The sequence below is a fragment of the Oleiphilus sp. HI0125 genome, from assembly GCF_001635355.1.
Window position 1 is genome coordinate 1 of record NZ_LWGF01001266.1, and the last position, 8,312, is coordinate 8,312.

The window sequence follows — 8,312 nt, forward strand, 5'->3', positions numbered from 1 at the left end:
TTTCCTAGCAGTTTATGAATATAGGTCTATTATCTTAGAAATAGCTTTAATTTTAGGCGGTAACTATTATACGTCTATTTTGAGTGCTTTTAGTAAAGAATTGTACTGTGTGTGCTTGGTCAAGACTCTCCTATAACAAGTCGGCCACACTAATGTCGATTTAGATGGTAGGATTTCTGTGTTTGGATTATTCGGGAAAAAGAACGACATCGTGTTGGGTGTCGATATTAGCTCTTCTTCCGTTAAGCTTTTAGAGCTGTCAAAGAGCGGCGATAAGCTTAGGGTCGAGAGTTATGCTGTGGAGCCTTTGCCGGCAAATAGCGTCGTTGAGAAAACGATCAATGATGTTGAGCAGGTTGGTGAAACGGTTAAAAAGGTGCTCGCGAAGTCGCGTAGTAATGTGAAGCTTGGTGCTGTAGCGGTAGCAGGCTCTGCTGTTATTACAAAGACGATTCAAATGAGTGCAGAACTTAATGACCAAGAACTTGAGGATCAGATTTCGGTCGAAGCTGATCAATATGTCCCTTATCCGCTCGATGAAGTTTCGATTGATTTTGAAGTTATTGGCCCCTCCGAAGACAATGCAGATCAAGTCGATGTCTTGCTCGCTGCTTGCCGTAAAGAAAACGTTGAATTACGTGAAGATGCCCTCGAAATTGGTGGGCTTATCAGTCGAGTCGTTGATATTGAAGCGCATGCAGTTGAGCGTGCCTTCGGTCTTATCGCTTTCCAAATGGAAGATTCTCCAGAAGAGCAAACTGTGGCAGTTGTTGATGTTGGTTCAACCATGACAACGCTAAGTGTGCTCGCCGAAAATACTACCGTTTATACCCGAGAACAATTGTTTGGTGGACGTCAGCTGACGGAAGAAATTCAGCGTCGTTACGGTTTGTCGTATGAAGAAGCTGGCCTGGCGAAAAAGCAAGGCGGTTTGCCGGATGACTACGAACGTGAGGTGCTTGAGCCGTTCAAAGAAGCTGTTGTTCAACAAGTGGCTCGCTCTTTGCAATTCTTCTTTGGGTCTAGTCAATACAACGAAGTTGATTATGTAGTACTTGCTGGCGGTGTTGCTTCCGTTCCAGATCTTGCTGAAATGATTCAAGAGAAGGTTGGGATCAAGACAGTCGTAGCAAATCCATTTTCAGATATGACGTTGAACTCAAAAGTAAATGCCTCAGCTCTGAGTAATGATGCGCCGGCATTAATGATTGCTTGCGGTTTAGCGATGAGGAGTTTTGACTGATGCCAAGTATTAACCTACGTCCGTGGCGCGAAGAACTCCGAGCCAAACGACAAAAAGAATTTATCGCAATGCTTGTTGCTGTGGCTGTTGCAGCTGGTGGCCTTTTCTTTCTTTGGAATACGCAAGTTAGTGGCATGATTGCAGAGCAAAAAGCACGTAATTCCTACATCAAAACATCGATGGCAGTGCTTGATAAGAAGACCAAAGAAATTGCAGAGCTTAAGAAGAAGCGTGAACAGCTTCTAGCACGTATGAAGGTCATTCAAGACTTACAAGGTACGCGTCCTGTCATTGTACGAGTGTTTGATGAGCTAGTTAAAACTCTCCCAGAAGGGCTTTATTACACAAGTCTCGATCGCAAGGCTGCACAAGTAGATATTCAAGGTGTAGCTGAATCGAATAATCGAATTTCGGGCCTTATGCGAAACCTTGAAGGTTCTGAGTGGTTCGCTAATCCAAATCTAAGAGATGTGAAAGCAGCTAAAGGCGGAGACCAAAGCGCCTTCGATATGACAGTTGCGCAGGTTACACCTGTCTCTGAGCAAGACGATAAAGGAGAGTAGTTGTGAGTTTTGCAGAACAGATGGAAAGCCTGAAAAATTTCGATATTAATGATCTCGACTTTAATAATGCAGGTTCTTGGCCGATACCAGTAAAAGCGATTGTGCTGGCACTCGTATTTCTTCTTATTCTAGGTGGTGGATATTGGTTCATGATTAAAGACCAATATGCAGCATTGGAGCGTGTTGAGAACGAGGAAGTCACGCTTAAGCAACAATATGAAAGCAAATCTTTTAAAGTTGCTAATCTCGATGCATATCGTCAGCAGATGACCGAAATGGAAGAGTCTTTTGGTGTTTTGCTTAAGCAATTACCTGCAGACACTGAAGTTCCTGGTTTGCTTGAGGATATTACGAATACTGGTTTAGGTACTGGTCTAGAAATCAACAGTATTGGCTTAAAGCCGGAGGTTTCTAGAGAGTTTTATGTTGAGCTTCCGATCGATATTTCTGTGCGAGGCACTTACCACGATATGGCGGCGTTTGTCAGTGGTGTGGCTGCTTTGCCGCGAATTGTGACGCTACATGATTTTGATATTAAGCCAGCTGGAAAAGGTGGTGCGGGTGATTTGACGATGAATATTTCTGCCAAGACGTATCGTTACAACCCAGATCAAGGCGGTAAAAAGAATAAGAAGAGGAAGAAAAAATGAGTAGGGTATTAGTTTCTTCTATCTTGCTGGCAAGCGCTTCGTTACTCACTGCGTGTGGCGGAAATGAAGGTTATGCAGATTTAGATTCTTTCATGAAGGCAGCTGATGAGAAGCCGGCTGGGCGTATTGATCCGTTACCTGAAATGATTGTTTATGAGTCATTCAAATATTCAGAAGCGGGCAGCCGTTCTCCTTTTACTGCTCCCGTTGAAGAGGTTGATGTTGGTGTCGAGATCGCAGAAGACCAAAGTAACATCAAGCCAAATTTTGATCGTCCTAAAGAAGTGTTGGAGTCATTCCAGCTTACTCAGTTGAGAATGGTTGGTACTTTGCAAAAGCAGGATTCAGCCACACTTTGGGCTCTAATTTCTGATAATTCTGGCGGAGTTCATCGGGTTCAGGAAGGTCAATATATGGGCAAAAATCATGGCCGTGTGGTAGCAATTCAAGAGGCTGGAATTAGTCTGATTGAGATTGTGCCGAACGGGAATGGTGGTTGGATTGAGCGTCCACGCTCTGTAACGCTGGAAGATATATAGTGATTGGGAGCGTGTGAATAGTGAAACAAATAAATGAAAAAGTTAAAACATCTAGAGTTTTTGGGGCAATAAAAATGTTTGGTCAGCCGAAATTAGCGTTATCTTTGTTCACGGCAATGTTCATGTCCGTGGCCAACGCGGCAGTATTACAGGATGTGAAATTTGCATCGATGCCGGGTGATACAGTTGAGATTGTTCTGAGCTTTGATGAACCACCTGCAGAACCAAAGATCTTTACGATCGGTCAAACTGCAGACATCTCAATTACAGTTGATGGCGCAACAAATGGTTTAGATAAGCGTTATCACGAGCTCGGTCTCGGCAACGCTCACCGTATGACGGTGATCGAAGCAAAAAATAATGCGGGCCAAGCTGTTACACGTTTTGTTGTTGATTTGAATGCCATGGCGCCTTACACAAGTTCTGTTGAAGGTAATGATCTGATTTTGAAGATTGGCTCAGCCGCAGCTGAAAATTCATCAGCTGAAAGCGACGCGTCAGTTAGTCAGTCTGCTTCAGGGAATGGTATTACAGCGATTGATTTTCGTCGCGGTGAGAAAGGCGATGGTCAAGTCATTATTGGTCTAGCGAATCCATCTGCTGATATCGACATGAGTGAAGTAGGTGGCAACATCCAGCTGTTGATCTCTGATGCAGAGCTTCCGGAAAACCTTCGTCAGCGTTTAGATGTTGTTGACTTCGCAACATCTGTTTCACGTATTGAGTCTTACATTGAAGATGGTAAGGCCAAAATCGTGATCAAGCCTACCGGCAATTATGATTACTTGGCGTATCAAGCTGACGATCAGTTTGTTGTAAGCGTTGAGAAAATTACTGAAGACGAAGTAGAAGAGCGTCGCAAAGAAAAATTTCCTTTCACAGGCGAAAAGCTCTCTCTTAACTTCCAGAACATTGAAGTTCGTGCAGTATTGCAGTTGATTGCTGACTTTACTGGGTTGAACTTGGTAGCGAGTGACACTGTTGGCGGTAGCATTACTTTGCGTCTGCAAAACGTGCCTTGGGATCAAGCGCTTGAGTTAGTGCTAAAAACTAAGGGTTTAGATAAGCGCACGACAGGTAATGTGATGCTTGTTGCGCCAGCTGAAGAGATTGCAGCGCGTGAAAAACTTGAAATTGAGACGAATAAGCAAGTTGCAGAGTTAGCTCCGGTTCGTTTGGAAATTATTCAAGTCAATTATGCAAAAGCATCAGATCTCGTTTCATTATTGCAGCAGGATGAAGAGTTGATTTCTGGTCGAGGTTATATTTCATCAGATGAGCGTACTAACACGATTAGTGTGCGAGAAACTGCGGATAAATTGAATCAGATCCGTACTTTGGTTGATACCTGGGATATTCCAGTGCGCCAAGTGCTGATCGAAGCACGTATCGTTCGTGCACGTTCAAATATTACTGAAGAAATGGGTATTACTTGGGGTGGCGGTGGCCGTGACCAAGATGGCGATACTTTCTGGCGTTTCGGTGGTTCTCAAAATACTCTTGGCGAGTTAACAACTACCAATACTGTTACATTCCCAGACGCATTGGCGGTTGATCTAGGTGTGACACGTACGAATGCTTCATCTATCGCCATTGGTATTGGCAATGGCGATTACTTGCTTGATTTAGAATTGTCGGCATTCGAGGCCGATGGCAAAGGCGAAATCGTTGCTCAACCAAAAATTGTAACGGCGGATCGCCAAACGGCAACGATTAAGTCTGGTGAAGAGATTCCTTACCAAGAAGCAACTTCTTCTGGGGCTGCCTCTATTGCATTTAAAGAGGCTGTATTGTCTCTTGAAGTAACGCCGCAAATTACTCCTGACGATAAAATCATTATGGATCTGAAAGTAAATCAGGATGATCGTGGCCAAGAGACTGCTGGTGTGCCAAGTATCGCGACTAATGAACTAATTACTCAGGTACTTGTTGGCAATGGTGAAACTATTGTCCTAGGCGGTATCTTCCAGTCGGAGGAATCTACGACAGTAACTAAGACACCGTTCCTGGGTGATATTCCTTACCTAGGTAACCTGTTTAAAAAGACGCAAAACATTAATGAGCGTAGTGAGTTGCTAGTGTTTATCACTCCTAAATTGATCAAAGATGGTTTGATTGATCAATAATCGTGGCACACTGAAAAAGCCGAGCTTATTAGCTCGGCTTTTTTTTTGCCTGAATGTATCGTTCCTTGTTATCAAACGGTGTTAAACTCAAACTTTTTAAGCAGTTTTTTCAATGGCATACAGAACAAAGAAGCCTTTAGTTGTATTGGTTGGGCCAATGGGGGCGGGAAAGACAACAATAGGTAAATTGTTAGCGACAGAGCTTTCCTACGAGTTTATTGATTCCGATAAAGAGATTGAGCAGCGATCTGGTGCAGATATTCCTTGGATCTTTGACGTCGAAGGAGAGGAAGGTTTCCGCAATCGGGAAGTGGCTGTTATTAAAGATTTAGCTCTGGAAAGTCAGGTGGTATTAGCAACAGGTGGTGGCGCGGTAATGCGTCAGGAGAATCGCGATCATTTGACCCGCAATGGTTTCATTGTGTACCTCAATACCTCTGTTGAGCAGCAGTTTTCGAGAACCCATAAGGATAAAAACCGACCTTTGTTGCAAGGAGGAGAGGACCCTAAGCAAGTCTTAACGGACTTGATGGCTCTTCGTGATCCAATTTATCGTGAAGTAGCGGATTTTGTCGTGGAAACAAGCAAAAAGTCGCTGCGTTTAATTGTTAAAAGTATTGTGCGTGCATTAGAGCAAAGTGACGGCATCGCAGCAGAGGAAGAATAAGTGTCAGATACGGTAGATATTTTAAACGTTGATCTTGGTGAAAGAAGTTACCCTATCTATGTTGGCGCGAACTTATTGAGTGACGCTTCGTATTTTACAAAGCATATACGTAGCAAGAAGGTCATGATTGTTAGTAATACGACAGTGGCTCCATTATATGAAGATAAGCTTCGTGCAGCTCTGACCGATTTTGATGTGGATAGCGTGATCTTGCCCGATGGCGAGCAGTATAAAAATTGGGATATCTTAAATCTAATCTTTGATGCATTACTTGAGAAGAAGCATTCCCGTAACACAACGTTAATTGCTTTGGGTGGCGGGGTTATCGGAGATATGACAGGTTTTGCAGCCGCGAGTTATCAGCGTGGAGTTGATTTTATTCAAGTTCCGACAACCTTATTGTCTCAGGTCGATTCATCGGTCGGGGGAAAGACGGCTATTAATCACCCGCTCGGTAAAAACATGATAGGTGCGTTTTATCAGCCAAAAGCCGTTGTAATTGATACTGCTAGTCTGTCCACCTTACCTGAGCGAGAAGTGTCTGCAGGCTTGGCAGAAGTAGTTAAATACGGATTGATTCGTGATTTGCCATTCTTTGAGTGGTTAGAAAAGCATGTGTCCGATATTCGAGCGCTTGATGAAGCAAGTCTGCGTTACGCTATTTTGACCTCCTGTGCATGCAAGGCGAGTGTTGTTGAGGAAGATGAAACAGAAGGCGGTGTTCGTGCAATTTTGAATCTTGGGCATACCTTCGGCCATGCTATTGAGACGTTTTCAGGTTATGGAAATTGGTTGCACGGTGAGGCTGTTGGTGCAGGTATTGCAATGGCCGCGCATATGTCTAAGTTGCTGGGGTGCCTATCAGAAAGTGATGAAGAGCGGATTCTGAAAGTCTTGAATGATTGTGCTTTACCGATTCGAGGCCCAGAAGTCATGTCAGCTCAGGATTATCTCGAACTGATGTCCGTTGATAAGAAAGTGTTAGATGGTACTTTGCGTCTAGTGCTCATGGACCGCTTAGGGTTTGCGCGAGTGACTGATGATTTTGAGCATAGTACGTTGTTGAAAGTTCTTCCAAATTAGCCTTGTAGAAAAGGGATAATCAATGAGTCAGGCGCATTTTTTATCGATTGCCAAACGTCTCTGTGCAGATGATGCCGCGCTGTCGGCGCAATTGTCGGAAGGGCAAGGTTTTTTCTTTAAAGGTGCTCAACGCCAACATCAACTAGAAAGTGTTCGTCATTTAGCTTGCTTTGGTGATTTACTGCTTTGTCTTCATGCTCCTAAAGGTTCGGGTAAGACGCATTTGATTGACCAAATGCATGCTGAACTAAAATCTGAACTGAATTTGATTTCTATTTCCGCTGAGGCTGATATGACTCCGGCGGATATTGTTCAAGCTATTGCTGATCAAAGTGCCATTTTTGCCTCACCTTCTGAAAATGTTGAATCGTTGTTGGTTCGCTGTCGCGAGAGTTACAAGCAGCTTTATCGAGAGAAAGGTAAGCGTACATTGATTACGATTGATGATGCTGGACATCTTTCCCAAGCCTTATTGAAAAGTTGTATTGACACATTGGAGTTGCCTCAATCAGATACCTCTGTTGTGCTGTTGTTGGCGTCTACTTCAGAACTTGCTTGGTTGTCCGCTACTTATGGTGATGAGTCGGTTCATGCATTTGGCTTGCCCCTTTTATCTGTTGAAGAGGTAAAAGCATTCATCGAGCAAGGTTTGTCTAGCGTAGGTTTTAGCTCGACTCTTTCTATTCCTGAAGCATCGGTAGAGCGTTTGCATATAAAAACCCAAGGTCTAGTTTCTGAGGTTCAAAGCCATATGGGGGCAGTGTTATTTAACTCGACTGATGACGCAGTCGTGGTTGAGTCACAACGTTCCCAGCCGAGACTACCTGCGTTTGCACTAGTTACTATTGTGTTGATCTTGATGGCTTCATTTTTATTTGTCGCGCAGCAGCACAATTTATTCTCGGGTATGGCGCAGCAAGAGTTTGCTAGTGAAAGCGTTGTGATAGATGAAGAAGCTCAGCGTGAGCGTTTAGCGCGATTGGATGAAGCGTTGCGCCAAAGTGAGAAGTTTGATGTGGTGCAAGAAGCGGTAGTTGTTGAGAATGAATCTTCGCTAGCTGTTAATGAGACCTTGGCGGCTGAAAATGTAGCGAGTGATGATTTGCTAGAGACAAAAGAGTCTGCCAAAGAGGACTCTGATTTAGTCGGGTCGAAAGGTGCGCAGTCTGACGATCCAGTCCTAGCGAATGAAAAGAATAACGATGCAGCTGATACTGATTCAGGCGTCACTGCATTAGAGTCGAGCGTGAAGCCTGAGTCTGAGGTTGTTCGGACAAGCACGGAAAATCTTGGTACTGATATGCCTGAAGATAAAGTCATAAAGGTATCGGTGAAAAAAAGCCAAGAAGATTCTTCAGTATTTGGTGGCGCTAATTACACGCTTCAGGTATTGGGTTCTTATAATGAGTCAACAGCACAGCGTTTTGTAGAGTCGAACCAA

General features: G+C 43.8%; 8 protein-coding genes. All 8 read left to right on the forward strand.

Translation table 11 applies throughout. The features are described 5' to 3' along the window. Nucleotides 1-178: 178 nt before the first annotated feature. Nucleotides 179-1,243 carry a pilus assembly protein PilM gene (locus A3762_RS21970; RefSeq protein WP_068757640.1) on the forward strand — a complete coding sequence of 355 codons (1,065 nt, stop codon included), beginning with the start codon at nt 179-181 and terminating at the stop codon, nt 1,241-1,243. Then, entirely contained in the window at nt 1,243-1,806 is a 564-nt protein-coding gene (locus tag A3762_RS21975; RefSeq protein ID WP_068757642.1) for a PilN domain-containing protein, read from the forward strand. Before A3762_RS21970 ends, A3762_RS21975 begins: the two co-directional genes overlap by 1 nt. Before the next feature lie 2 nt (nt 1,807-1,808). After that, nucleotides 1,809-2,456: a type 4a pilus biogenesis protein PilO gene (locus tag A3762_RS21980; RefSeq protein WP_068757644.1), complete on the forward strand. Its 648-nt coding sequence runs from the start codon at nt 1,809-1,811 to the stop codon at nt 2,454-2,456. Then, nucleotides 2,453-2,995 carry a pilus assembly protein PilP gene (locus A3762_RS21985; RefSeq protein ID WP_068757646.1) on the forward strand — a complete coding sequence of 181 codons (543 nt, stop codon included), beginning with the start codon at nt 2,453-2,455 and terminating at the stop codon, nt 2,993-2,995. Before A3762_RS21980 ends, A3762_RS21985 begins: the two co-directional genes overlap by 4 nt. 74 nt (nt 2,996-3,069) lie before the next feature. Beyond that, on the forward strand, nt 3,070-5,121 hold the full coding sequence (locus A3762_RS21990) for a type IV pilus secretin PilQ (protein ID WP_068757647.1): 2,052 nt from the start codon (nt 3,070-3,072) through the stop codon (nt 5,119-5,121). A gap of 112 nt (nt 5,122-5,233) precedes the next feature. Then, nucleotides 5,234-5,788 carry a shikimate kinase AroK gene (gene aroK, locus A3762_RS21995; RefSeq protein ID WP_082869293.1) on the forward strand — a complete coding sequence of 185 codons (555 nt, stop codon included), beginning with the start codon at nt 5,234-5,236 and terminating at the stop codon, nt 5,786-5,788. After that, nucleotides 5,789-6,871, forward strand: coding sequence for a 3-dehydroquinate synthase (aroB, locus tag A3762_RS22000; RefSeq protein WP_068757648.1), 1,083 nt, complete (start codon nt 5,789-5,791; stop codon nt 6,869-6,871). Between the two features lie 22 nt (nt 6,872-6,893). Continuing rightward, a partial coding sequence (locus tag A3762_RS22005; RefSeq protein ID WP_068757650.1) for an ATP-binding protein occupies nt 6,894-8,312 on the forward strand: 1,419 nt, incomplete at its 3' end.

Excerpts from the sequence above, each read along its gene's own strand:
- A3762_RS21975 (WP_068757642.1), top strand. The coding sequence starts at position 1,243 with ATGCCAAGTATTAACCTACGTCCGTGGCGCGAAGAACTCCGAGCCAAA.
- A3762_RS21985 (WP_068757646.1), top strand. The coding sequence starts at position 2,453 with ATGAGTAGGGTATTAGTTTCTTCTATCTTGCTGGCAAGCGCTTCGTTA.
- A3762_RS21990 (WP_068757647.1), top strand. The coding sequence starts at position 3,070 with ATGTTTGGTCAGCCGAAATTAGCGTTATCTTTGTTCACGGCAATGTTC.
- aroK (WP_082869293.1), top strand. The coding sequence starts at position 5,234 with ATGGCATACAGAACAAAGAAGCCTTTAGTTGTATTGGTTGGGCCAATG.